This is a genomic window from Phycicoccus sp. Root563 (assembly GCF_001427915.1).
Classification (GTDB): domain Bacteria; phylum Actinomycetota; class Actinomycetes; order Actinomycetales; family Dermatophilaceae; genus Pedococcus.
Map to the genome: position 1 here is coordinate 160073 of NZ_LMGM01000001.1, position 22842 is coordinate 182914.

Below are 22842 nucleotides of genomic sequence, written 5' to 3' on the forward strand. Positions count from 1 at the left end.
GGCGCAGCAGGACCGGGTCCGCCGGAGCCTCGGCAAGCAGCAGATCCGGACTCCCCGCAGGTTTGAGCCGGCTGCGACCGGGGCACACACCACGTGGGCGGACGACCACCGCCGCCCCTCACGCCTGCCCCACCCGAGGAGAGTGCTCCGTGGCTCCCCAGCCCCCCGGTCCCGCCCTACGCTGGGTCCCGCTCGGACCCCGTCCTGCGGGCACCCCGAGCGGCCACGACGAGACGTCCCTGCTCGACAGGGCCCGACGCGCGGCGGGCGACGTCCCGGCGGCCCTGGCGCTCCTGCCCGATCTCGCGGACACCCCGTTGCCCGGGCACGGGGACACGGCCCGGCTGTGGGAGGTCCTGGCGTCACTGGCCTGTGTCGACCTCACCGTCGCCCGTGTCGCCGAGCCCCACCTGGACGCCCTGGCCATCCTCGACCAGGCAGCCGTCGTGGTCTCCGCTGCCGCCACGACGTGGGGGGTGTGGGCCGCGCACGCCCCCGGCGCCCGCCTCGAGGCGACCCCGAACGGCGACGGCGGATGGCGGCTCGACGGAACCAAGCCGTGGTGCTCGCTGGCCCAGCACCTCGACCACGCGGTCGTCACGGCCCACACCTCGGAGACGACCCGCCGGGCGTTCGTCGTGGACCTGCACCACCCCGGCGCAACGCACGACGACCCGCGTGGCTGGGTCTCGCGGGGCCTGGTCGACCTCGTCTCCGTGGCCACGCACTACGACGGGGTGCCCGCCACCCCCGTCGGCGAGGACGACTGGTACCTCACGCGACCCGGCTTCGCCTGGGGCGGTATGGGGGTGGCCGCCTGCTGGTATGGCGCGGCCGTCGGCCTCGCGCGCACCCTCGCTGCGGCCGGGGCGCGACGTGAGCCCGACCAGGTGGCCCACATGCACCTCGGAGCGGTCGACGCGAGGCTGCACGCCGCCCGAGCCGTCCTGGCGGAGGCCGCCGCTGCGGTGGACGCCGGGCAGGCCGACGGTGCGGCGGGTGCGCTGCTGGCCTCCCGGGTCCGCGCGGTGGTGGCGTCGGCCGCGGAGGACGTGATGGTGCGGGTCGGGCACGCCCTCGGTCCCGGCCCGCTCACCTCCGACGAGGCGCACGCCGCTCGAGTCGCCGACCTGACCGTCTACCTGCGCCAGCACCACGCCGAGCGTGACGACGCGGCCCTGGGCCGGCAGGCATCACCCCACTGGGTGGGTACGGACCCGGATGGCGCGCCGGACCGGACGCCGGACCGGGCGCAGTCGGGTGGCTCGGCGTGACGGCCTCCCCGCAGGACACGCGACCGGCGGACGGGTTCGACCCGAACGCACCGGGCACCCCCGAGGAGCACTGGACCGCGGCCATGCAGGAGGCAGCGGCACCGGTCACGGCCGTCGAGCTGCTTCCCGCAGGGGTCGACGTGGTGGTGCTGTCGGCGCACCCGGACGACGAGTCCCTGGCAGCGGCAGGGCTCCTGGCCGCCGCCTCCGCGCTGGGACGTCCGACCACGGTGGTGGTCGCCACGTCGGGGGAGGGGTCGCACCCCGCCTCACCCACCCACACCGCCGAACGGCTGGCCGGCATCCGTGAGCGTGAGGTCGCTGGGGCGGTGGCAGCCGTCGCCCCCGGCGCCACCCTGGTCCTGCTGCGCCTTCCCGACGGGGAGCTCGGGCAGCACCGGACGGGCCTCACGGAGGCGTTGACCGACCTGGTCGGTGCGGACACCGTGGTCGTGGCGCCCAGTCGCCATGACGGCCACCCCGACCACGAGGCTGCCGGGGAGGTCGCCGCCCGTGTGGCTGCCGCGGCAGGGGCGACCCTCCTCGAGTACCCGATCTGGCTGTGGCACTGGGGGACCCGGGACGACCTGGCGGGCACGGACCTCGTGCGGCTGACCCTCGACCCGGCGGCCCGGACCGGCCGCGAGGTCGCCCAGCGCGCCCACGTGTCCCAGGTCGCGCCGCTGTCGGACCAGCCCGGTGACGAGGTCCTTCTCCCGGCGCACGTCCTGGCCAGGTTCGCCCGCCCCCACGAGGTGTTCGTGCGGACGCTGCCTGACCGGGGAGTTGCCGCGCCGGTGAACGAGTCCTTGCCTGTGCAGCGCACCCGGACGGAGCCCACGCGGACGCAGCCCACGCAGACACGCACGGCGTCCGGCGGCCCGGCCGGCGCGCAGGACGCCGTCTTCGACGCGATGTTCGAGGAGTCCGACGACCCGTGGGGGTTCGAGTCGAGATGGTACGAACGCCGCAAGCGTGCCGTCACCTTGGCTGTGCTCCCCAGGGCCGACCTGGGGCGGGTCCTCGAGGTGGGCTGCTCCACCGGGGTGCTCACGGCTGAGCTCGCAGCCCGTGCAGCCACCGTGCTCGCCACCGACCTCAGCGCCGAAGCGGTGCAGCGCGCCCGGCAACGCCTGGACGGTGACCCGATGGTGACTGTCGCCCAGCTGCGCGCCCCGCAGGAGTGGCCGCCGGGCACGTTCGACCTGGTCGTGCTGTCGGAGATCGGGTACTTCTGGGACGCCGACGAGCTGCACCGGGCGCTGGGCCTGGTCGTCGCGTCGCTGGCCGAGGACGGGCTCGTCCTGCTGTGCCACTGGCGTCACCCCGTGAGTGGCTGGCCGCTCGACGGCGACGACGTGCACGCGGCTGCCGTGGCGCTGCCGGGGCTGGAGGTCGTCGTCAGCCACGTGGAGGAGGACTTCCGGGTCGACGTGCTGGCCGCCGGGTCCTGGCGGACGCCGGCGACCGCGGAGGGCCTGACGTGACCGCCCTGACCTCGGTGGTCGTCGTGGTGCCGGCCCGCGACGAGGAGCTCGTGCTGCCCGACTGCCTGCGGTCGCTGGAGCGCGCTGTCGGCGCGCTCCATGCCGTGCGCCCCCATGTTGCGGTGACCGTCCTCGTCGTGCTGGACCGCTGCACCGACGGCTCGGCCGAGGTGGTGGCGCGGCACCCGTGGGTCCGGAGCCTCGACTCGTCCGCAGGGCGCGTCGGCACGGCCCGGGCCGGCGGTGCCGCGGACGCGCTGCGCGACGCCACCGACCCCCGCGAGGTCTGGCTGGCGAGCACGGACGCGGACAGCGTCGTGCCCCCGCACTGGCTCACGGCGCAGGTCGAGCTCGCCGAGGGCGGGGCCGACCTCGTCCTCGGCACCGTGGAGCCCGAGCTCGTCGACGACGGCCTGCTCGGCCGGTGGCGACAGCGCCACCGGCTCGGCGAGGGCCACCCGCACGTGCACGGAGCCAACCTCGGGGTACGGGCCTCGCGGTACCTCGAGGTCGGCGGCTTCCCTGCCGTCGCCCTGCACGAGGACGTCCTGCTCAGCGAGGCGGTCAAGGCGACCGGCGCAGCCTGGGTCGCGACGGACGCCACCCGGGTGCGGACGTCAGGACGCCTCGACGGCCGCGCCCGGGGAGGGTTCGGGACCTACCTGCGCGACCTGGCCGCCGAATCGGACCCAGCCGTCGTCGTGCCGTGAGCCGGACGGCTCAGGACAGCTCGGAGGCCGCCTCGGCGTCGAGCAGCCACAGCGTCTCCTGACGCCCCTTGACCTGGGCCGCGGAGGACTGCGCCGGCGCAGCCCCGGCGACCGAGACCTTGACCGCATGCGCCTTGTCGGCACCCGCGACGATGAACCAGGTCCGGTCCGCCCGGGCCAGGGCCTCGAACGTCAGGGTGATCCGCGTCGGTGGCGGCTTGGGCGAGTCGTGCACGGGAGCAGCAGCCACCCCGCTCGTCAGCTGGTCGGGGTGACCGGGGAAGAGGGAGGCGACGTGCGCTTCGGGGCCGACCCCGAGCAGCAGCACGTCGAACGTCGGAGACGGGGCGCCGTCGCCCGCGGCGGCCGCCAGCTCGGCGGCATACCGCTGCGCGGCCGCAGCCACGTCGTCACCGTCGGGGCCGTCCGGGCCCGGCATGGCGTGGACCTTGGCCGGGTCGAGGGGGACGGCATCGAGCAGCGCCTCCCGGTTCTGCGTCTCGTTGCGGTCGGCGTCGCCGGCCGGCAGGAAGCGTTCGTCGCCCCACCACACGTGCAGGTTCGCCCAGTCCACGGCGTCGCGCGCCGCACTGGCCGCCACGGACGCGAGGATCGCCGAACCCATGGTCCCGCCGGTGAGGACGACGTGCGCCTCACCGCGGGCCGTCTGGGCGTCGACGAGGGCGGTGATGAGCCGCGCCGCCGACGCGTCGGACAGCAGCTGCTTGGTCGCGTGGACCAGGACGACCGGTTCGCCCGTCACGAGTCCGCCTTCCTGGGTGCGGCCTTCTTCGCCCCTGCCTTCTGCGCCCTTGCCTTCTGCGCCCCTGCCTTCTGCGCCGCCGACTTCGTGGCAGGAGCGGTCCGGGCGGCCTTGGCCTTGTCGAGCTTGCGCGCGGCAGCCTTCTTCACCGTGGCCGTGGTGCTCGGCTTCTGCTCGGGGTCGGGTGCCTGGACCATCGCCGAGCTGCCGGTCCTGTGGGCGCGCGACAGCTTGCGAGCCTCGGCCGCGGCCTCCTCGGTGGACGGGGCCTCGCCCTCGCGGATGGCCTCGCTGGCGGTGACACCCTTGCGGCCGACGCGGGGAAGGCCCTTGCGGATGGTCTCCTCGTAGATGTCGTCCGGGTCGAGGCGACGCAGCTCGTCGGCGAGGCACTCGGCCGTGGCGCGACGGGCGAGGGTGATGCGCCGCACCGGCTGACCGGGCTGGCTCAACGTGGCCACCGTGCCGTCGGGGCGGACCAGGTCGACCGGGCCGCTCTTGCGGTCGAGACGGACGCTGATCATGCCCGTACCAGCGCGGCTGCGAGCGCGAGTCACCTTGCAGCGCAACGTCTGCGCGAGCCACCCGGCGAGCAGGTCGGTCGAGGGGGAGTCGCTGCCACCGGTCACGGTGGCCTCGGTGACCGGCTCGAACGGACGCTGGTCCAGCGCCGCCGCGAGCAGGCCGCGCCACAGGGTGACGCGCGTCCACGACAGGTCGGTGTCGCCACCGGCGTACGTCGCCGCGCGGTTGAGCAGGGCGTTGCGCGGGTTCTTGGCCTCCGCGGCATCGGTGACGCGGCGCTGGGCCATCGAGCCGATCGGGTCCTTGGACACGTTGGCCGGGGCCTCGCGCGGCCACCAGGCCACGACCGGGGAGTCGGGCAGCAGCAGGGGCGTCACCACGCTGCGGCCGTGGTCGGCCAGCGGACCGTAGAGGCGGGCCACGACGACCTCGCTGGCGCCGGCGTCACCACCGACCCGGATCTGGGCGTCGATGCGTGAGGCGCTGCGCTTGTTGCCGATGACGACGGCGATGATGCGGCAGGGGTGCTGCCGGCTCGCGTCGTTGGCGGCCTCGATGGCCTCGTCCGCGTCCTGCTCGTCGACGACGATGATCAGGGTGAGCACGCGGCCGAGGGCCATGGCGCCGGTGTCCTGGCGCAGGGCCACCAGCTTCTTGCTGATCGCCACGGTCGAGGTGCTGGGCAGGTCGATGATCACCGGGGTCCCCGATCAGTATTGGAGGAGCGCAGCGGGGCGGGTCCCACGCTCTGCGTGGGCGAACTGAGTGGGGTGGTCAAGGCATTCTCCAGACGCGTCCGTCGCGGTGCATCATCTCGTCGGAGCTGTCAGGTCCCCAGCCGCCCGAGAGGTACGGCTCGACGGGACCCTTCTGCTTGGCCCAGAACGCCTCGACCGGGTCGAGGATCTTCCAGGACAGCTCGACCTCCTCGTGCCGCGGGAACAGCGGTGGGTCGCCGAGCAGCACGTCGAGGATGAGCCGCTCGTACGCTTCGGGGCTGGACTCGGTGAAGGCACGGCCGTACCCGAAGTCCATCGTCACGTCGCGCACCTCCATCTGCGCACCGGGCACCTTGGCTCCGAACCGCATGGTGATGCCCTCGTCGGGCTGAACGCGGATGACGATGGCGTTCTGCCCGAGCTCCTCGGTGGCCGTGTCGTTGAACGGCAGGTGCGGGGCCTTCTTGAACACCACGGCGATCTCGGTGACCCGCTTGCCCAGGCGCTTGCCCGTGCGCAGGTAGAACGGCACGCCCGCCCAGCGGCGGGAGTCGATCTCGAGCTTGAGCGCGGCATACGTCTCCGTGCGGGAGCCGGAGGCGACGCCGTCCTCGTCGAGGTAGCCGCCGACCTCCTCGCTGCCCTGCCACCCGGCGGCGTACTGCCCACGAGCGGTGGCCTTGGCCAGGTCCTTGGGGAGGCGGACCGCGGAGAGGACCTTCTCCTTCTCGGCGCGCAGGTGCTCCGCTGCGAAGGAGACGGGCTCCTCCATGGCGGTCAGTGCGAGGAGCTGCAGGAGGTGGTTCTGGATGACGTCGCGGGCGGCACCGATGCCGTCGTAGTAGCCGGCGCGGCCACCGATGCCGATGTCCTCGGCCATGGTGATCTGCACGTGGTCGACGTAGTTGGCGTTCCAGACCGGCTCGAACATCTGGTTGGCGAAGCGCAGGGCCAGGAGGTTCTGGACCGTCTCCTTGCCGAGGTAGTGGTCGATCCGGAAGACCGAGTCGGCGGGGAAGACGCCCTCGACGATGTCGTTGAGCTCACGCGCACTCTTGAGGTCGTGGCCGAACGGCTTCTCGATGACGACGCGGCGCCACGAGTCGCCCTCGGGACGGCTCAGGCCGGAGCGCTCGAGCTGCTCGCACACGGTGGAGAACGATCCCGGCGGGATGGACAGGTAGAACGCCTGGTTGCCGCCGGTGCCGCGCTCCTCCTCCAACGACTTGACCGTCTCGGCCAGCAGGTCGAAGGAGTTGGGGTCGTCGAACGTCCCGGGGACGAACCGGAACCCCTCGGCCAGGTTGCGCCACACGCTCTCGCGGAACGGCGTCCTCGCGTGGGCCTTGACCGCGTCGTACACGATCTTGCCGAAGTCCTGGTCGGCCCAGTCGCGTCGGGCGAAGCCGACGAGCGAGAAGCCCGGCGGCAGCAGGCCACGGTTGGCCAGGTCGTAGATGGCCGGCATCAGCTTCTTGCGGGCCAGGTCGCCGGTGACCCCGAACAGCACCAGACCACAGGGGCCGGCGATTCGGGGGAGGCGCTTGTCACGCGGGTCACGCAGCGGGTTGCTGTCCTGCGTCACACGGGTGGGACTCATGCACTGCCCTTCGTGTCGTCGTCGGCAGCCGGGACGGCGAGGGCGGTGAGCGCCTCGCGGACCCGGGCCAGGCCGGCGTCGTGGTCGGTGAGGTGGAGCTGCAGGACCGGGCGACCGTGCTCGGCGAGGACCTGGGCGTCACCCGCGGCCTGAGAGGCAACGAAGTCGCCGAAGCTGAACTCGCGCCCCGGGATCGGCAGGTCCGCGTGGGGGGCGGTCGTCACCTGCAGGTAGACGCCGGTGGCCGGGCCGCCCTTGTGGAACTGACCGGTGGAGTGGAGGAACCGAGGCCCCCAGCCGAACGTCACCGGACGGTGCGTGCGGCGTGCCAGCCCGGGCCGCACGGAGGCCAGGTCCGCGTCGGTGATCCGGTCGAGGTAGGCCATCACCGCGAGGTAGCCGCGGGCGGGGTCGAGCTGCCGCAGGAGGGCGTCGAGCGCCTGGGGCACGGTCGTGGCGTCGCCGAGCCAGTCGCCACCCAGGGCGCGGATCTCCACGGCACCGTCGGTGGCTGCGGGCTCGTCGCCCGAGCCCATGCCCTGGTCCAGCAGGGCGCGAGAGGCCTTCTTGGCGCTCTCGACGTCCGGCTGGTCGAACGGGTTGATGCCGAGCAGCCGGCCGGCGGCCGCGGTGGCGACCTCCCACAGCAGCAGCTGGGCGCCGAGGGGCCCGGTCACCTCGATCGAGGAACGGTCGGCGTGCACCTCCGCGTCGGTGTCGACCGCGTCGTCGTCACCGGTGAGGCGCACGACGGTGACGTCGGGATCCGGGTGGGCGACCTCGGGGTCGTCGAGGGAACCGACGACGACGGGCAGGATCCCGGTGCCCTGCTTGCCCGTGCTCTCGGCGATGAGCTGCTCGGCCCAGTCGGGCAGGCCGATGATGCCGGAGCCGTCGTCGACGAGGACCAGCTTGTCGCGCAGGGGGTTCGTGGCCGCCATGGCAGCACCCAGGCGCAGGGCCGGGTTGCCGTCGTCGTCGGCGCTCAGGACGTCCGCGACGGCCTCGGCGTCGTCGAGCAGGCCCTCGATGTCGGCACCCGCCAGCCCCGACGGGACCAGCCCGAACGCGGTCAGAGCGGAGTAGCGTCCGCCCACGTTCGGGTCGGCGTTGATGACGCGGTAGCCGTCGGCGCGGGACTGCTCGTCGAGCGGGCTGCCCGGGTCGGTGACGACGACGATGCGGCTCGTGGGGTCGATGCCCTTCTCCTCGAACGCCGCCTGGAACGCGCGGCGCTGGGAGTCGGTCTCGACGGTGGACCCGGACTTGCTCGAGACCACGACCGCGGTGCGCTCGAGCTCGACGATCGCGCCGCGGACCATGTCGGGCTGCGAGGAGTCGAGGACGACCAGGTCGACCCCGGCCGTCCCGCAGATGACCTCGGGAGCGAGGGACGAACCGCCCATGCCGCACAGCACGATGCGGTCGACACCCTCGCCACGGAGCTGGTCGCGCAGGGCCGCGATCTCACCGAGGAGCGGCCGCGACGTGCGGGCGAGGTTCACCCACGACAGGCGGATGGCCGACTCGGACTCGGCCTCCGGACCCCAGAGCGTCGCGTCCTGGGCGAAGAGCCTGCTGGCGAACTGCGCCTCGACCAGGGCCGGGACGGATGCGGCGATCGCGTCCGCGGCGGGGCCGGAGGCGACCACACCGAGCGAGGTCACCGGTCGACCTGCTCCGAGTGGCCGGACTCGTTGTCGGGCGCGTCCGTGCCGACGTCGGCGCGAGCGAGGTCGATGTCCTTCTGGACCTCGTCGAGCAGCTCGCCCCACGCGACCTCGAACTTGTCGACGCCCTCGCGCTCGAGCTGGGCCGTCACGTCGGCGTACGAGACACCCAGGCCCTCGAGGGCGTCGAGCACCTCGGCGGCGTCGGCGTAGGCGCCGGTCACCGTGTCACCGGTGACCTCGCCGTGGTCGACGACCGCGTCGAGCGTCTTCTCGGGCATGGTGTTGACGGTGTTCGGGGCGACCAGCTCGGTGACGTAGAGCGTGTCGGAGTAGGCCGGGTCCTTGACGCCGGTGGAGGCCCACAGGGGACGCTGCGCGTGGGCGCCGTCGTCCTCGAGGTTCTTCCAGCGCGGGGTGGAGAAGACCTCCTCGTAGGCCTGGTAGGCGAGGCGCGCGTTGGCGACGGCCGCCTTGCCCTTGAGGGCCTTCGCCTCGTCCGTGCCGATCGCGTCGAGTCGCTTGTCGATCTCGGTGTCGACGCGCGAAACGAAGAACGACGCGACGGAGTGGATCGTCGACAGGTCCTTGCCCTTCTCCCGTGCCTGCTCGAGGCCGGTGAGGAAGGCGTTCATGACACCGCGGTAGCGGTCGAGGGAGAAGATCAGCGTCACGTTGACGCTGATGCCCTCGGCCAGCACCTGCGAGATGGCCGGCAGGCCCTCGACGGTCGCGGGGATCTTGATGAGGACGTTGGGGCGGTCGACGGCCTCGACGAGGGTCTTGGCCTCGGCGACCGTCTTGGCGGTGTCCTTGGCCAGTCGCGGGTCGACCTCGATCGACACGCGGCCGTCGACACCGTCGGTGGACTCGTAGAGCGGGAGGAACAGGTCGCACGCGTTGCGGACGTCCTCCGTGGTGAGGCCGAACACGGTCTCGTCCACGGTCTTGCCGTCGGCGGCGAACGCGCGCAGGTCGGCGTCGTAGCGGTCGCCCTTGGCGAGGGCGGCTTGGAAGATCGAGGGGTTCGTCGTCACGCCGACGACGCCCCGGTCGATGAGGTCCTTGAGGTTGCCAGTCTCGATCCGCTCGCGCGACAGGTCGTCGAGCCAGACGGAGACGCCCTGGTCGGCGAGGGCCTTGAGTGCGTTGTCAGTCACAGTGGGTCACTTCCCTTTGGATGCAGCGCTCTTCGTTGCGGCGCTGCGCTTGGTCGTGGTGTCGGTCGCCTTGGTCGGCGAGACGCCGGCGCGGGGCCGGGTCTGGTTGACGGCGGGCGCGACGCTCTTGCGCGCGGTGGCCCTGGCGTCCTTGAGGGAGTCCTTGGCGGCCTTCACGACGGCCTCCGGGGTGATCCCGAACTCGCGGTACAGCGTCTTGTAGTCGGCCGAGGCACCGAAGTGCTCGAGGCTGATGCTGCGACCCGCGTCGCCGACCAGGTCGTGCCAGCCCATCGACACGGCGGCCTCGACGCTGACGCGCGCCCGGACCTCCGGGGGGAGGACACGGTTCTGGTAGGCCTTGCCCGACTGCTCGAACCACTCGCGACACGGCATGGACACCACACGAGTTGCAACGCCCTGGCGCTCCAGCGATTCCCGTGCCTCGAGGGCGATCGCGACCTCGGAGCCGGTGGCGATGAGGATGACGTCCGGGGCCGACTTGCCGTCCTTGCCGCCGTCGATGAGGACGTAGGCGCCCTTGGCCGCGTTGGCGGCCTTGGCGTAGACCTTGCGGTCGAGGACGGGCACGTTCTGCCGCGTGAGCGCCAGCGCCGCCGGGCGGGCGTTGCGCAGGACCTGGCCCCACACCGCCGCCGTCTCGTTGGCGTCCGCGGGGCGGACGACGTCGAGGCCCGGTATGGCGCGCAGCGAGGCGAGGTGCTCGACCGGCTGGTGGGTGGGGCCGTCCTCGCCGAGGCCGATGCCGTCGTGCGTCCAGACGTAGGTGACGGGGAGCTGCTGGATGGCAGCGAGCCGCACCGCGGGACGCATGTAGTCGGAGAAGACGAGGAAGGTGCCGCCGTAGGGGCGGGTCAGTCCCTCGAGCGCGATCCCGTTGAGGATCATGCCCATGCCGTTCTCGCGGATGCCGAAGTGCAGGGTGCGGCCGTAGGGCCCGCCCTTCCACTCGCGGGTCTGGCGGTTGCGCGGGATGAAGGACGGCTCGCCCTCCATCGTCGTGTTGTTGGACTCGGCGAGGTCGGCGGAGCCACCCCACAGCTCGGGCATCACGCCGGCGAGGGCGCTGAGCACCTTGCCGGACGCGGCGCGGGTCGCCATGCCCTTGGCCTCGTCGGCCTCGAACACCGGCAGCGCCGCGTCGAGCCCGGCCGGGAGGTCACCGGCGACGAGGCGGTCGAGCAGTCCCGCACGGTCCGGGTTGGCCTTGCGCCACGCGGCATACGTCTTGTCCCACGCCTTGTGCGCCGCCTTGCCGCGCTTGCCCGCGAGGCGGGTGTGGGCGAGGACCGCACGGTCGACCTCGAAGGTCTTCGCGGGGTTGAAGCCGAGCAGCTCCTTGGTGGCCGCGATCTCGGCGTCGCCGAGGGCGGAGCCGTGCGACTTGCCGGTGTCCTGCTTGGTGGGCGACGGCCACGCGATGATCGTGTGGAGCTGGACCAGGGTCGGCCGGTTGGCCTTCTTGGACTTCTCGAGGGCCGCGAGCAGTGCGTCGACGTTCTCGACGTAGCTGGCGCCGTCACCGTCCCCGCGCCAGTCGACGTCGACGACGTCCCAGCCGTACGCGCGGTAGCGCGCCGCGACGTCCTCGGAGAACGAGATGTCGGTCTGGTCCTCGATCGAGATCTGGTTGGCGTCGTAGATGACGGTGAGGTTGCCGAGCTGCTGGTGACCGGCGAGCGAGCTGGCCTCGGCCGACACGCCCTCCATGAGGTCGCCGTCGGAGGCGATGACCCAGATGTGGTGGTCGAAGGGGCTCTCGCCGGCCTTGGCGTCGGGGTCGAGCAGGCCGCGCTGGCGACGCTGCGCCATGGCCATGCCGACGGCGGACGCGAGGCCCGAACCGAGGGGACCGGTGGTGATCTCGATGCCCGTGGTGTGGTGCACCTCGGGGTGCGCCGGCGTCCGGGATCCCCACGTGCGCAACGACTTCAGGTCGTTGAGCTCGAGGCCGTACCCGGACAGGAACAGCTGCACGTACTGCGTCAGGCTCGAGTGCCCGGCCGACAGGACGAAGCGGTCACGACCGAGCCAGGCGGCGTCGGTCGGGTCGTGCCTCATGACGTTCTGGTAGAGCAGGTAGGCCGCGGGGGCCAGGCTCATGGCGGTGCCGGGGTGGCCGTTGCCGACCTTCTGGACGGCATCCGCGGCGAGCAGTCGAGCGGTGTCGACCGCACGCACGTCGAGGTCGGTCCAGCCGGCCTTGCGGGCCACGGGACGGCGCAACGACGTGCTGCGCTTCCTCACGGCGGTGGCCTTGGTGGAACGGGTGGTGGTGGGCACTGACGGTTCTCCTCACACTGAGTTGCACAGGCGGTCGAGGCTTCGGTCCGAGACTAGTCCTGAGCGTGACCGTCGTCGCATCCAGTCCCGGCGTTCGGCTCGCTCCGGACGGGGATAGACTTGCCCCGCCCGTGAGACCCCCAGCAGCACCCGCGAAGGACGCCGTGACCGCACTCGATCCGACTGCCCGGATCTCCGCGTCCCCGATGCCGCCTCGGCGCAAGGCCGCCGCATACCTGGCGTTGACCAAGCCCCGCATCATCGAGCTGCTGCTCGTGACGACGGTGCCGGTGATGTTCCTCGCCGAGGGCGGGGTTCCGTCGCTGTGGCTCATCATCGCCACGCTCGTCGGTGGTGCGCTCAGCGCCGGCGCGGCCAACACCTTCAACTGCGTGTACGACCGCGACATCGACGCCGAGATGCACCGCACGAGCAACCGGCCGATGGTCACCGGCGAGATCTCGCCGCGTGAGGGACTGGTCTTCGGAGCGGTCCTCACCCTGGCGTCCACCGTCTGGTTCGCGCTCGTCGTCAACTGGCTGTCGGCCGCGCTGTCGCTCGGTGCGATCGTCATGTACGCCGTGGGCTACACGATGCTGCTCAAGCGCCGCACCGCCCAGAACATCGTCTGGGGCGGCGCAGCCGGGTGCATGCCCGTCCTCATCGGGTGGTCGGCCGTCGCGAACTCGGTGTCGTGGTCCGCGGTCGTGCTCTTCCTCGTCATCTTCTTCTGGACGCCGCCGCACTACTGGCCGCTGTCGATGAAGTTCAAGGACGACTACGCCGCCGCCCACGTGCCGATGCTCCCGGTCGTCGAGAAGTTCGTCGTCGTCGCGCGCCAGATCGTCGCCTACTCGTGGGCCATGGTCGCCGCGTCGCTGCTGCTGGTGTGGGTCAACCCGATGGGCTGGCTGTACCTCGTCACGGCCGTGGTCACCGGCGCGCTGTTCCTCGCCGAGGCGCACCGCCTGCACCGGGCCGCCAGGGCCGGCGAGGGTCCGAACGTGCTCAAGCCGATGCGGCTGTTCCACTTCTCGATCACCTACGTCGGGATCCTCTTCCTCGGCGTGGCGCTCGACCCCCTGTTCTACCTCCCGCTGCGCTGACGGCGGACGACCGGCCGTCGTCGCCCCGGCCTCGGCCCCGGTCGAGCCGGCTGCTGGCTCGACCGGGGCCACCCTGCCCTCCGGGTCCGTGCCCGGGACCCCGGGAGGCTCTCAGCCGCCCGTGACGGCGATGTAGACGGCGGGGTTCCCGTTGGGGTTGAGCAGCACCGCCGGGGCGAGGCACCGCTCGGGGAGCATGACCTTGGCCCGGATGCGGGCATCACCCTGGGCGTCGAAGGCGACCGGCTTCGTCGTGGCGACGACCATGCCGCCACAGGCGACGCTGGCACTCAGCTGGGGCACGGGGTTGCCGCGGCCCGGGATGACCAGGCCCTCGACCTCCACGCGCACCGAACCGTCCCGGGAGACCCGGGCCTGGCCCTCGTCGATGACCCAGGGGGCGCCGCCCGGCTTGGCGCCGAACAACGTCGGGTCCGCGACCATGCTGCCGACGACGCCCGCCCGCAGGATGGTCGTGTCGTGGTCATCGTGGCCGGAGGAACCGCTGGCGAGGGCGGCGGTGGAACCGAAGGCGACAGCGGCGAGGACGGCACCGGTGGCGGCGGCAAGGCGGGTGGGTGACTTCATGACTGACCTCTTTGTCGGCGGTGAGGTCCCCGGTGGACCTCCTCATCGGGAGACGAGGTGGCTGCCGTCGTCGTTCACCTCAGGCAGGTCGCGCAGTCCGCGCAGCGGTCCCCAGAACATCGACAGGCACGCCACGGCGTGCACCGCGGCCATCAGCGCGATCGTCGGCCGCAGCCCGAGCTGGGTCCCGAGGAGACCGGCCGCCAGTCCGGCCAGCGGCATGGTGCCGAAGTTGACCACCTGGGCCGTCGTCACCTGCCGGGCGAGCATCTCCTCGGGGACGTACCGGTTGCGCCACGCGCCGCGGATGACGTTGCCCGCCACGACCCCGGTGCCGACGAGCAGCTGCCCGACGACGAGGTATGCCGTGCCGGCACCGTGCGTCGCCAGCGGCACGAGGAGGGCGGTCGGGCCTGCCACGACCTGCAGCCACACCACCGCCCGCGCGCTGCCGAAGCAGCTCGAGAGCCGGGTGGCGAGGGCGGCGCCGAGGAAGCCTCCGACGCTGCCGGTCGCCATCACCACCCCCACGGCGGCCGGCGACAGGTCGAGGTCACGGACGAGGAAGAGGACCAGCAGCGCGGCATACCCGGTGAGCCCGAAGTTGGAGACGCCGCCCATGACGGTGAAGAACCGCAGGAACCGGTCTGTGCGGATGTAGTCGACGCCCTCGCGGATGCTCGTCCGCAGGGACGGCCGCGCGGGGGTCCCGGCACCGTCCTCGCCGTCGGGTCCGGCACCCGGGGTGAGCCGCAGGGAGGCCAGGCAGACCGCCGAGACGAGGAAGCTCACGGCGTCGACGAGCAGTCCCATGGCCGCCGACCCGAGCTGGGCCAGCAGGCCGCCGACACCGGGGCCGGCCACCTGCATCGCCGACTCGGCGCCGAAGAGCCGGGCGAAGGCCTGCTCCTGCTGCTGGGCGGGAGCCACCTGGCGGACCAGGGCGGGGTACGCGGCACGGAAGAAGACCGTGCAGGTGCCGTTGCCGAGGGCGGCGAGCACGAGGTGGGTCAGGGTGAGGTGGCCCAGGGCCCAGGCGAGGGGGACGCTGGCCAGGACCGCAGCGGCCACGAGGTCGCTGCCGACCATGACGCGGCGGGCGGGCAGGCGGTCCACCCAGGCCCCTGCGGGGAGGCCGACGACCAGCCACGGCACCCAGGCCGCAGCCGTGAGCACGCCCATCCAGCCCGGCCCGGCGTCGAAGGCGACCACGGCAAGGAGGGGGAGCAGGACGGACGTGGTGGCGTTGCCGAGGACGCTGACGCCCTCGCCGAACCAGAGCAGGCTGAAGTCCCGGTTGCGGCGCAGGGGGAGCGCGGCGACCGGTGCGGTGCGGTCCGTCATGGCTGGGCCGGGAACCCTCGGGCGAAGACGAGCACGGGCTCGCGGGCGACGCCGTCGTCCGGCACCTCGCGCCGTCCCCAGCGCATGAGGACCTCGATGAGCTCCTCGGAGACCTGGCGCAGCTCGTCGGGGGACAAGCGCATCCAGTTCTGGGTGGCGAACGCAGCCCGGTCCCACTCGGGCACGTCGGCGGCCTGGGCGTTCCACTGCTGAACGCGCTCGAACTGTCGCTGCAGGTGCATCGCCTCGGCGGCGTACGCAGCAGTGACCGCGGCCGTGTCGTCGGCGAACTCGGCGCGCGACCAGCGGGTGCCGGGGTCGACCAGGCGCCACCAGCGCTCCCGCCGGTCCTTGGCGAGCTCGGGGGCCTCCTCGACCAGGCCCGCCTCGGAGAGGACCTTGAGGTGGTGGCTCGCGCTCCCGACGGCCTGGCCGGTGCGCTGGGCGAGGCCCGAGGCGGTGGACGGACCGTCGACCTTGAGGGCGTCCATCATCCGCGAGCGGAACGGGTTGGCCATGGCCGACAGGGCCTTGGCATCGGTCACGTGGCGGATGCCGTCATGCTCTCGTGGAGTGTTCACGCCCTCAGGCTAGATGCACAAGAGACATTGCACAAGACCCATTGCACAAGAGCGCTTGTGCAATGGGTCGTCAGCCGGTGCAGCCCACGGGGGTCTCGCCCAGGGTGGTCAGGCTGGCGTTCTGGGGAGTGGCCCCGAACGTGGTGCAGGAGCTGTCGTCGTACCCGCGGCCGGTCCACCACATCAGCAGCGCGGCGGCGATGATCAGCGCGGCCACGATGCGCCCGAGACGTCGGTTGCTCGCTGCCCTCGAGCCCAGCGCGCGGGGTCCTGCGGTGGCATCCATGCCTGAGTGTCCACCCGCAGCAGGACGTTTGCCTAGGTTCGGGGAACTGCGCGTTGACGCACCATGGCACGCGTCAGGGTCACGACGAGCAGGCTGGCGAGCAGCATGTGCACGACGACCACGGCCCACGGCAGGCCGGTGAAGTACTGCGTGTAGCCGACGACGCCCTGCAGCACGGTGACCGCGAGGACGGCCGCCCACGCCCGGCCGGGGGCCGACGTGGTCCCCGTCAGGCGCGCGGCGACCCAGGTCGCCACGACCAGGCCGACGAACAGCATCACGGCGTCGGCGTGCAGCCACGAGACGGTGCGGGGGTCGAAGCCGAGGCGGGCCGGCTCGTCGGCGTCGCCCGAGTGCGGGCCGGAGCCGGTGACGACGGTGCCGAGCGCCAGGACGACCGCGGCGACGGCGCAGGTCGCCCGGCCGAGCCGCTCGACGAAGGGATGCACGGACAGGGTGCGTGGGCCGGCCGGTCCCTGCGCCCGGTAGTAGAGGAGGGCTGCGGCGGTCACCAGCCCCATCGAGACGAGGAAGTGCGCCGCGACGGTGACCGGGCTCAGGCCCGTCAGGACGGTGATGCCGCCCAGGACCGCCTGCACGACGACCCCGCCCAGGACGACGACGGCGGGGACGAGCAGGTCGCGGCGCCGGTCGGCCCAGACGACGATCGCGACGATCGCCAGGAGGGCCGCGATCCCGACGACGCTGGTCAGGGTGCGGTTGCCGAACTCGATGTAGCGGTGGAAGCCCTCCGCCTGGTGCCGGACCGGGGTGTACGAACCGGGGACGCACTGTGGCCAGGTGGGGCACCCCAGCCCGCTCCCGGTCAGCCGCACGAGCCCGCCGGTGACGACGATCAGCACCTCGACGACGAGGTTGAGGAGCAGGACCCGGGGGAGCCAGACCGCCCCGGTGGTGGCCGCACGAGCGGTCTGGGCGGGGGTCGAGACGGGTGGTGCGGTCACGCAACGAGGGTACGTCTCAGGTGGAACCCTGATGACGCTGGGGGAGACACCCGATGGTCGCCGGCGTCCCGGGCTGGCTGACTGGGGCCATGACGAGGAACGCCTGGAGGCTGAGTGCCGCGTGGATGCTGCTCTTCGCAGGGATCCACACCTACTGGGGCCTCGGAGGCACGGCGCTGCTGCCACCGGGGATCTCGGTCCGTCAGCACCCGGCCCTGCTGGTCATCGACCTCGTCGCAATCCCGCTCTGCCTCGCGGGGGCCGTGACCACGTGGCTGCTGCGACCCGGTCAGCGGCACGGCAAGCTGCGGCAGCGGGCGTGGCTGCTGTGGCCCGCCCAGGTGGGGACGGCCGTCATGCTCGGCCACGTCCTGTCCAACGTCGCCCTCGTTCTTTCCGGGGTCGTCGCAGGGAACGGCCTCGGCGACGCCCGGGCGCGCTACGTCCTGGTCCACGAGCCCTTCTGGCTGCTCGGGGGCCTGCTGCTCGCGGCGACGGTCGCCGCGTTCCGTCGTGAGCTCGAGGCTCAGTCGCTCCAGCGGAACAGGCGCCGGGCGAGCAGGGTCGCCACCGCACCCCAGACGACCAGGACGACCCAGTGGGCAGGGCTCGCCGTGCCGTCGACGAGCGCCGCCCTGAGGCTGTCGCCCAGCGCCGCCGAGGGCAGCAGCTCGACGACGGGGGCGAACCGGTCGGGCAGCTCGCTGCCGGCCACCACGACACCACCGAGGCCCAGGAGGACGAGCCACACGAGGTTGGCCAGCGCCAGCACCCCCTCGGCGCGCAGCGTGCCACCGAGCAGGAGGGCGAGGGCCACGAAGGCCCACGTGCCGAGGAGCGTGGACAGCGCCGCCGCCGGTATGCCGCTCCAGCTCGGCTCCCAGCCGAGCGCCAGCCCCACACCGGCGATGACGACGAACTGAATCGCGATCACCGCCAGCACCGCGACCGCCTTGGCCGCCAGCAGGCCGGTGCGACCCAACGGGGAGACCCCGAGCAGGCGCAGCACGCCGTACCTGCGGTCGAAGCCGACCGAGATCGCCTGGCCGGTGAAGGCCGACGAGACGACGCAGAGGGCGAGGACACCCGGCACGACCAGGTCGACGCGGCGGCCGGCACCCACCGAGATGCCGGTGGTGTGGACCAGGGCGACGAGGACGGCGACGGGAAGGACGAGCGCCACGAGCAGCTGCTCGCCGTTGCGCAGCAGCGTGGCCGCCTCGAACCGCGCCTGCGCGAGCACGCGGTCCCGGGCCCGGGCGGCAGCGGCCGTCGTCCCCGTGGTGGGCGCCGAGGGGGTCGTGCTCATGCGGCCGGCCGTCGGGTGAGGGCGAAGTAGCGGTCCTCGAGGCGCTCGCCGGCCGTGACCTCCGCGAGCGAACCCTGCGCGACGACGCGTCCGGACGCCACGACGACGATGTGGTCGGCCAGCCGCTCCGCCTCCTCGAAGGAGTGCGTCGTCAGGACGACCGCCGCTCCTGCGTCGGCGACCTCCCGCACCAGCTCCCAGACGTCCAGGCGGGCGTGCGGGTCCAGCCCTGCGCTCGGCTCGTCCAGGAAGGCCACCTCGGGACGTCCGACCAGCGCCGCGGCGAGGGCCACCCGCTGCTTCTGGCCACCGGAGAGGCGGCGGACCGAGGTGGTCGCGAAGTCGCCGATCCCGAGCCGGGCGACGAGGTCGTCGAGGGGTGCCGGCGCGGCATACAGGGAACGCAGGTGACGCAGCAGCGGCACGGGACGGGCGGCGTTCGGCAGGCCGCCGTCCTGGAGCATCACGCCGACCCTCGCGCGGTGGTCTGCGCCGGCGTGCCACGGATCGGTGCCGAGCACGCGCACCTCACCGGCGTCGCCCCGACGCAGGCCCTCACAGCACTCCACCATCGTGGTCTTGCCGGCGCCGTTGGGGCCGAGGACGGCGGTGACCCGGCCGGCGGGGGCCGACCACGAGGCGCCGTCCAGGGCGACGACGTCGCCGTAGCGCTTGACGAGGCCGGTCACGGCGACTGCTGGTGGCACGGCCCGAGTCTAGGTCCGACCGCGGGTCCCGCCTGCCACGGGTCGCCGGTCGGGGACTGAGGTCCCCGGGGCTCCGAGGACGGGGCGGATGCCCCATGCCGGGGGGTACCTCACGCGCGGAGCGTGACTGCTGTCGCGCCCGCTCCGGGTGCGGCGCACCTCCCGAAGGAGCACCTCATGAGCCTGACCGCACACCCCTACGTCGTCCTCGCCGAGCAGCAGTGGAAGCAGGAGAGCCTCGGCAGGGCGAACCGCGCTCCACGGCGCACCCCATCGGGGCCGGGCCGGGTGCGGACCGCAGCACGCCTCGTCCTGGCAGCGCTGGCGACGCAACGGCACGACGGCCCCCGACCCGACGGCCACCGGCCCGGCACCGGCGGTGGTCGGCACACCGCCCGCCCCGTCTGAGGTAGCCGGGGGCGTCGCCCGCGGCAGATAAGGCATCTGCCCCATGTGGGACCCCACCTCACCCGCGCAGCGTGGGACCCGTCGAAGCACCACTCACCAGAACCACCGCGAAGGAGAAGACCCATGAGCATCACCGCAGACCCGCTGTTCGTCGCCGCCGAGGTGGCCTACCGCCGCGAGAGCCTGGTGGCCGGCCTGCCCGCCGCCGGACGGAGCCGCCGCCACCACCGCCTCGTGGCCGGCGCCCTGGCGCACCGGCCGCGCCTGCACCACCGGCACGGCGTCGCCCGGCACGCCTGAGATGACGGTCGGCACCACCCGGACCGCCACCACCACCTTGGCCAGCACCACCGGGGCCACCGCCGTCCCAAGGACCCACGCCGTCGTGTCACGCCCCTCTGACATGATCGACGGCGTGGGTCTGGACGCTGCCGGCAGCAGCTTGTTCGTGGGGCGGGCGGACGAGGCTGCTCGGCTCGTCGCGCTGACCGGGGTGGACGGCGCGGGGGAGTCCCACGGCAGCGTGGTGCTGTCCGGTGACGCCGGGATCGGCAAGACCAGGTTGTTGGCAGAGGTCGCGCGCACCGCCCGTGACCACGGCTGGACCGTGCTCGTCGGCCACTGCCTCAGCGACGCCGGCCAGTCGCTGCCGTACCTGCCCTTCCTCGAGGTGCTCGGGCGGCTCGAGGCGCTGGCGCCCGAGGCCGTCGCCCGCGCCGCCCAGGCCAACCCGGGGCTCTCGCGGCTCCTGCCGGGGCGCTCCGACGCCGGGGCCGGGTCCGCCGACCGGGGAGACCTCGTGGCAGCCGTCCACGCGGCGCTCGACGAGGTCGGCGCGACGACCCCCCTGCTGGTCGTGGTCGAGGACGTCCACTGGGCCGACCAGTCCTCCCGCGACCTGCTGACCCTGCTGTTCACCCGCGGGTTCACCCACCCGGTCAGTGTCGTCGCGTCCTACCGCAGCGACGACCTGCACCGCCGGCACCCGCTGCGTCCGACGGTCGCCCACTGGTCCCGGCTCGCCGGGGTCGAGCGGCTCGACCTCCCACCCCTGCCGGACTCCGCCGTCCGCGAGCTCGTCCACGGGCTGCAGACCCGCCCGCTGGACGACGCCGACGTGCGCGCGGTCGTGGCCCGCGCCGAGGGCAACGCCTTCTTCGCGGAGGAGCTGGTGGCCGCCTCGGCCATCGGGGGCGCGGGCCTGGCCGAGGACCTGTCCCGGCTGCTGCTCGTCCGGTTCGACCAGCTCGGGACTGCCGGGCAGCACGTGGTGCGGATGGCGTCCGCCTCCGGCCGCCACGTCTCCCACCAGCTCCTCGCCGTCGTCGCGGCCCTCCCCGAGGCCGAGCTGGACAGCGGCCTGCGCGATGCCGTGGAGCACCACGTCCTCGTCCCGCTGGACACCGGCGGCTACGCCTTCCGGCACGCCCTGCTCGGCGAGACCGTCTACGACGACCTGTTGCCCGGGGAGCGGGTGCGCGCCCACGAGCGGTATGCCGCGGCCCTCACCGCCGACCGCTCATCGGGTTCGTGGGCCGAGCTGGCGCGGCACGCGTCGGCCGCGGGGCAACGCGATGTCGCCCGCGAGGCGAGCGTCCGGGCAGGCGACTCGGCGCTGCGGATGGCCGGACCGGAGGAGGCGTGGCGGCACTTCAGCCACGCGCTGTCCCTGATGCCGGAGGACGCCGCCGACGACGAGGTGGACGCCGTCACCCTGAGAGCGGCGGTGGCCGCGGTCGCGGTGGGCCGGGTGCACAAGGCCCTCGAGCTCCTGCAGGAGCGGCTCGACCGGCGCCCTGCCTCCGCCGCACCGGTCGGCCGGGCCGAGCTGCTCGCCTCCCTCGCGACCGCCGCCCGCATCACCGAGAGCACCCTCGACACCCTCGCGACGACCACCGAGGGACTGTCGCTGCTGGACTCGGCCGACGGTGACCACCCGCGGGTCCGGGCGCAGCTGCTCGCGGCCCGGGTCCAGGCGCTCGCCGACCGCGGCCGCGACGAGGAGGCCCTGGTGGCCATCGACGAGGCCGTCGCCGCCGCGCGGGCCGCGGGGCTCGACGAGCTGGCCGAGGAGGTGCGCGTCGTCGCCGCGCGGATCACCGAGAAGGCCGGCGACCCGGAAGGGTCCCGTCGTGCCCTCGAGGCGCTCGTCGAGTCTCCCGGGAGCCTCGGCGAGGCCGCCGAGGCGCGGGCCTTCCACCACCTCGGCTGGCTGCACCACCGCGCGGGCCGGCTGGACGAGGCGGTCGACGTCTACCGCCGCGGGGTCGAGCGGGCGCGGGCCGCAGGACGGCCCTGGGCGCCCTACGCCTTCGACGGTCGGCTGCTCGCCGGGATCGCCGCCTACGAGCGCGGCCGCTGGGACGAGTCGCTGGCCATCCTCGCGGTCGGGGGCGAGGTCGCCCCGGAACCTGCCGGGTCCTCGTTGCGGGCCGCCCGCATGTACGTCGCCGCGGGGCGGGGTCAGGTCGAGGCGCTGCGCGAGCTGGAACCGACCCGACCGTGGTGGGAGCGCGAGGGCCTGGTCGCCCTCATCGCGGGCTCTGCCGCCGTCGACCTGTACGGGCACTCCGGCGACCTGGACCGGGCCGTCGCCGTCCACGACGAGGTCGTGGAGGTGCTCTCGCGGGTGTGGGACCCCTTCTTCCAGGGCCGGCTCCGGCTGGGCACGCTGCTGCTCGGCCAGCTCGCCGGGCACGTGCAGCGGCTCCCCAGCGTCGACCGGCCCGACCTGCTGTCCCGGGGTGAGGGACTGGCCGCGACGAGCGAGGAGGTCTGGGCCCGTGCGGTCACCAGGCCGGGCAACGACGGTCCGGAGTCGAGGGCCTGGCTGGCCCGGTCACGGGCCGAGGCGCTGCGGCTGCGCTGGCTCGGGGGAGAGGACGTCGACGCCGACGAGCTCGTGGCGGCCTGGCAGGCGGCGGTCTCGGCGTTCGAGACGTACGGCCACCCGTACGAGACGGCCCGGTCGCGGGCCCGCCTCGGCGTGGTGCTGCGCTCCACCGGGCACGGTGACGGCTCGGCCGAGCTGGCGGCGGCGCTGGAGGTCGCGGTGCACCTCGAGGCCGCCCCGCTGCGTGCCGAGATCCGCACGACCGGCGGGGCCCGACCCGCGACCCGGCCCGCCTCCCGTCACGGTGAGGCCCTGACCGCGCGTGAGCAGGAGATCCTCGCCCTCGTGGCGCTGGGCCGCAGCAACAACCAGATCGGCAGCCAGCTCTTCATCAGTGGCAAGACCGCCAGCGTCCACGTCTCGAACATCCTCGCGAAGCTCGGGGTCGCCGGGCGAGGTGAGGCCGTGGCGGTCGCCCGGGAGCGTGGCCTGCTCCCCTGACC

The 22842-nt window shown here is 73.3% G+C and carries 20 protein-coding genes; 7 read left to right on the top strand and 13 right to left on the bottom strand.

All coding sequences use genetic code 11. From position 1 onward, the window contains the following. The first annotated feature begins 149 nt into the window (after window positions 1-149). The 3 genes from ASD62_RS00730 to ASD62_RS00740 are packed head-to-tail and all read left to right on the top strand — an operon-like array spanning window position 150 to window position 3471. Window positions 150-1274, top strand: a complete 1125-nt coding sequence (locus ASD62_RS00730; protein WP_157581174.1) for an acyl-CoA dehydrogenase family protein — start codon at window positions 150-152, stop codon at window positions 1272-1274. Then, a complete protein-coding gene (locus ASD62_RS00735) occupies window positions 1271-2761 on the top strand; it encodes a bifunctional PIG-L family deacetylase/class I SAM-dependent methyltransferase (protein WP_056914322.1) in 1491 nt (496 codons plus the stop codon). The genes ASD62_RS00730 and ASD62_RS00735 overlap by 4 nt, the downstream gene beginning before the upstream one ends. Continuing rightward, window positions 2758-3471, top strand: coding sequence for a glycosyltransferase family 2 protein (locus tag ASD62_RS00740; protein WP_235530594.1), 714 nt, complete (start codon window positions 2758-2760; stop codon window positions 3469-3471). The genes ASD62_RS00735 and ASD62_RS00740 overlap by 4 nt, the downstream gene beginning before the upstream one ends. 10 nt (window positions 3472-3481) lie before the next feature. On the opposite strand, the gene pgl is transcribed toward ASD62_RS00740, so the two are convergent. The 6 genes from pgl to tkt form a co-directional block, all read right to left on the bottom strand. After that, window positions 3482-4234 carry a 6-phosphogluconolactonase gene (gene pgl, locus ASD62_RS00745; protein ID WP_056914323.1) on the bottom strand — a complete coding sequence of 251 codons (753 nt, stop codon included), beginning with the start codon at window positions 4232-4234 and terminating at the stop codon, window positions 3482-3484. After that, window positions 4231-5457 carry a glucose-6-phosphate dehydrogenase assembly protein OpcA gene (locus tag ASD62_RS00750; protein ID WP_056914324.1) on the bottom strand — a complete coding sequence of 409 codons (1227 nt, stop codon included), beginning with the start codon at window positions 5455-5457 and terminating at the stop codon, window positions 4231-4233. Before ASD62_RS00750 ends, pgl begins: the two co-directional genes overlap by 4 nt. 76 nt (window positions 5458-5533) lie before the next feature. Next, window positions 5534-7078 (bottom strand): glucose-6-phosphate dehydrogenase, encoded by a 1545-nt coding sequence (zwf, locus tag ASD62_RS00755; RefSeq protein ID WP_056914325.1) that lies wholly within the window; start codon window positions 7076-7078, stop codon window positions 5534-5536. Then, window positions 7075-8745, bottom strand: coding sequence for a hypothetical protein (locus ASD62_RS00760; protein ID WP_056914326.1), 1671 nt, complete (start codon window positions 8743-8745; stop codon window positions 7075-7077). The genes zwf and ASD62_RS00760 overlap by 4 nt, the downstream gene beginning before the upstream one ends. Further along, the gene (gene tal, locus ASD62_RS00765; RefSeq protein ID WP_056914327.1) at window positions 8742-9908 is read right to left on the bottom strand and encodes a transaldolase; all 1167 of its coding nucleotides are present in this window, start codon (window positions 9906-9908) and stop codon (window positions 8742-8744) included. The genes ASD62_RS00760 and tal overlap by 4 nt, the downstream gene beginning before the upstream one ends. A 6-nt stretch (window positions 9909-9914) precedes the next feature. Further along, window positions 9915-12212: a transketolase gene (gene tkt, locus ASD62_RS00770; protein WP_056914328.1), complete on the bottom strand. Its 2298-nt coding sequence runs from the start codon at window positions 12210-12212 to the stop codon at window positions 9915-9917. 206 nt (window positions 12213-12418) lie between these two features. On the opposite strand from tkt, the gene ASD62_RS00775 reads away from it, so the two are divergent. Continuing rightward, window positions 12419-13318, top strand: a complete 900-nt coding sequence (locus tag ASD62_RS00775) for a heme o synthase (RefSeq protein WP_056917059.1) — start codon at window positions 12419-12421, stop codon at window positions 13316-13318. 111 nt (window positions 13319-13429) lie between these two features. Here the strand turns inward: ASD62_RS00775 and ASD62_RS00780 are convergent, their stop codons facing one another. The 7 genes from ASD62_RS00780 to ASD62_RS00810 all read right to left on the bottom strand — a co-directional run bounded on the left by ASD62_RS00780 (window position 13430) and on the right by ASD62_RS00810 (window position 19098). Next, window positions 13430-13906 carry a hypothetical protein gene (locus ASD62_RS00780; protein WP_056914329.1) on the bottom strand — a complete coding sequence of 159 codons (477 nt, stop codon included), beginning with the start codon at window positions 13904-13906 and terminating at the stop codon, window positions 13430-13432. A 42-nt stretch (window positions 13907-13948) separates the two neighbouring features. Then, entirely contained in the window at window positions 13949-15250 is a 1302-nt protein-coding gene (locus ASD62_RS00785) for an MFS transporter (RefSeq protein ID WP_056914330.1), read from the bottom strand. Next, window positions 15247-15831 carry a helix-turn-helix transcriptional regulator gene (locus ASD62_RS00790; protein WP_235529150.1) on the bottom strand — a complete coding sequence of 195 codons (585 nt, stop codon included), beginning with the start codon at window positions 15829-15831 and terminating at the stop codon, window positions 15247-15249. The genes ASD62_RS00785 and ASD62_RS00790 overlap by 4 nt, the downstream gene beginning before the upstream one ends. Before the next feature lie 70 nt (window positions 15832-15901). Beyond that, on the bottom strand, window positions 15902-16117 hold the full coding sequence (locus ASD62_RS00795; protein ID WP_056914331.1) for a hypothetical protein: 216 nt from the start codon (window positions 16115-16117) through the stop codon (window positions 15902-15904). 32 nt (window positions 16118-16149) lie between these two features. Next, entirely contained in the window at window positions 16150-17082 is a 933-nt protein-coding gene (locus ASD62_RS00800) for a heme A synthase (RefSeq protein WP_082580493.1), read from the bottom strand. Window positions 17083-17608: 526 nt separating this feature from the next. Next, complete coding sequence (locus ASD62_RS00805) at window positions 17609-18391, bottom strand: ABC transporter permease (RefSeq protein ID WP_056914332.1); 783 nt, start codon at window positions 18389-18391, stop codon at window positions 17609-17611. Next, the gene (locus ASD62_RS00810; RefSeq protein WP_056914333.1) at window positions 18388-19098 is read right to left on the bottom strand and encodes an ABC transporter ATP-binding protein; all 711 of its coding nucleotides are present in this window, start codon (window positions 19096-19098) and stop codon (window positions 18388-18390) included. The genes ASD62_RS00805 and ASD62_RS00810 overlap by 4 nt, the downstream gene beginning before the upstream one ends. A 177-nt stretch (window positions 19099-19275) precedes the next feature. Between ASD62_RS00810 and ASD62_RS00815 the strand changes: the two genes are divergently transcribed. From ASD62_RS00815 to ASD62_RS00820, 3 genes are all read left to right on the top strand, one after another. Next, the gene (locus ASD62_RS00815) at window positions 19276-19506 is read left to right on the top strand and encodes a hypothetical protein (RefSeq protein ID WP_056914334.1); all 231 of its coding nucleotides are present in this window, start codon (window positions 19276-19278) and stop codon (window positions 19504-19506) included. 123 nt (window positions 19507-19629) lie between these two features. After that, window positions 19630-19806, top strand: a complete 177-nt coding sequence (locus ASD62_RS19975) for a hypothetical protein (protein ID WP_157581177.1) — start codon at window positions 19630-19632, stop codon at window positions 19804-19806. A gap of 85 nt (window positions 19807-19891) precedes the next feature. Next, window positions 19892-22840: an AAA family ATPase gene (locus ASD62_RS00820; RefSeq protein ID WP_162254742.1), complete on the top strand. Its 2949-nt coding sequence runs from the start codon at window positions 19892-19894 to the stop codon at window positions 22838-22840. Window positions 22841-22842 lie beyond the last annotated feature (2 nt).

Excerpts from the sequence above, each read along its gene's own strand:
- zwf (WP_056914325.1), bottom strand. The coding sequence starts at position 7,078 with ATGAGTCCCACCCGTGTGACGCAGGACAGCAACCCGCTGCGTGACCCG.
- ASD62_RS00775 (WP_056917059.1), top strand. The coding sequence starts at position 12,419 with ATGCCGCCTCGGCGCAAGGCCGCCGCATACCTGGCGTTGACCAAGCCC.
- ASD62_RS00780 (WP_056914329.1), bottom strand. The coding sequence starts at position 13,906 with ATGAAGTCACCCACCCGCCTTGCCGCCGCCACCGGTGCCGTCCTCGCC.
- ASD62_RS00785 (WP_056914330.1), bottom strand. The coding sequence starts at position 15,250 with ATGACGGACCGCACCGCACCGGTCGCCGCGCTCCCCCTGCGCCGCAAC.
- ASD62_RS00795 (WP_056914331.1), bottom strand. The coding sequence starts at position 16,117 with ATGGATGCCACCGCAGGACCCCGCGCGCTGGGCTCGAGGGCAGCGAGC.
- ASD62_RS00805 (WP_056914332.1), bottom strand. The coding sequence starts at position 18,391 with ATGAGCACGACCCCCTCGGCGCCCACCACGGGGACGACGGCCGCTGCC.
- ASD62_RS00815 (WP_056914334.1), top strand. The coding sequence starts at position 19,276 with ATGAGCCTGACCGCACACCCCTACGTCGTCCTCGCCGAGCAGCAGTGG.
- ASD62_RS19975 (WP_157581177.1), top strand. The coding sequence starts at position 19,630 with ATGAGCATCACCGCAGACCCGCTGTTCGTCGCCGCCGAGGTGGCCTAC.